Genomic DNA, 1,747 nt, shown 5'->3' with positions numbered 1-1,747 from the left:
AGTCGGGGTGGATGATGTCGAAAACCCTCATTTGCTGGATTTGAGTTTCGTCGTAGCCCAGGGTTTCTTTCCAGGCGCGGTTGACATACAAAAAGCGCCCTTCGGCATCCACGCTCTGGATGAGGTCGCTGGCATTTTCAAAGAGATCCCGGTAGCGCTCTTCGCTTTCTTTCAGGGCCAGCTCCGCCAGCTTGCGGTCGGTGATGTCGATGCCAGTGCTTATGAGAAACTCTGCCTCACCGTTGGCACCGATTAAGGCGGTATTGGTCCAGTCAATCAGCCGCAGTGCCCCTTGCTTGGTGCGCCAGAAGTTTTCATGGCGGTTCAAGAATAGGGAGGGATTGCCCCTGAGCTGTTCAAAAGCCTGCTTTACACCAGGCACATCTTCCGGCGGGATCAAACCCACCTCCCACAGTAGCCGGTTCTTAACTTCTGCTAGCGAGTAGCCAGAGAGCTGCTCAGCAGCGCGGTTGAAGCGCAGGATGCGCCCTTCCGGATCCATGACCACTACCAACGCCCCTGCCGTATCGATAACCGCGTTGGTAAAATCTCGCTCTTGCTTGAGGGATCGTTCTGCCTCTTCTCGCTCGGCAGTCTCCCGGCGGATGAGGAAGTAAACGGCGCTCAGAACCAGGTAAGTGAAAATCAGCCCCCCCAGGGCAACAAGATTGGTTCTCACCCAGGTTAACTGCAGTTCCTGGCTGCGTTGCTCCAGAAGGCGATTCTCCTCCTGCTGCAGCACCCGAATCAACTCGACAATTTGCTCCGTTAACCTTGGCCCTTCGCTGCTTTCTAGAGCTTCCTGAACGGCAGGTAGCCCCTCTTGCTCCCTCAGCCGGATCAAGTCTTGGATGACTCGTCGCCGTTGCTCCAGCAGCAGCTCTAGGCGCTTCAGGCGCTCTTGCTGCAGGGGGTTGTCAGCAGTGAGCTCTTTCAACAAGCGCAGATGGGTGGAGGTGGCTTCAAGGCTGGCTTGGTACTCACTGAGATAGCGAGGATTATTGGTCAGAAGATAACCATATTGACCGGCCTCGGCGGCGCAGGTTTCCGCCAACAATCCCTCCAAGCTTTGGATTGCTTTCAGAGTGTGGGCCACTCGGCTTGTCAGTTGCGGCAGTTGAGAGGCATTCCGCTGAGCTGAGTAGGTGATCCCGCCCAGAAGCAAGGCAGCTAGGCCAAAACCGGCGGTAACTTTGAGGAGAAAGCGGTTTTTGCGGGCAGGTTTAGTATCCCCCGACTTAGGCAGCAGAGGCGTCTGAGCCAGTTCCCTCAAGCTACGGCGCAGCTCCAACTGAGCTACTACCTGATGGGCCAGAGCCTTGAGCTGCTCCAATTGCTCCGGGCTAAGCTGCCGAGGCTGATAATCGACAACGCAAAGCGTGCCTAAGGCTTGCCCTTCTGGAGTTACCAGAGGGATGCCAGCATAGAAGCGGATGTGGGGCTCTTGCGTAACAAGCGGGTTGTCGGCAAAGCGCGGATCCTGAGTGGCATCGGGCACCACCAGCGGCTCTTGGGGAGACAAGATGGCGTGGGCGCAGAAGGCCACATCCCGGGGAGTCTCCTGCACATCGACGCCGAATTTGGCCTTAAACCACTGGCGGTGTTCGTCGACAAGGCTGACCAGAGCAATGGGCGTGCCGCAGATGTAGGCGGCAAGGCGGACGATCTCGTCAAAGGCAGTTTCAGGTGCCGTATCGAGAATCTGATACTGCCGCAGGGCAGCCAGCCGCTCTTTTTCGTTGGGAGG

Annotated in this window: 1 protein-coding gene; it reads right to left on the bottom strand. The window is 57.2% G+C overall.

All coding sequences use genetic code 11. From position 1 onward, the window contains the following. The coding region (locus NW860_RS09505; RefSeq protein ID WP_414513839.1) for a CHASE3 domain-containing protein at nt 1–1,747 on the bottom strand (1,747 nt) is incomplete at both ends.

The organism is Synechococcus sp. F70.1 (assembly GCF_047502745.1).
Lineage (GTDB): Bacteria > Cyanobacteriota > Cyanobacteriia > Thermostichales > Thermostichaceae > Thermostichus.
The sequence above is the reverse complement of the archived record's forward strand: the minus strand, read 5'-3'. Positions and strand labels throughout refer to the sequence as shown.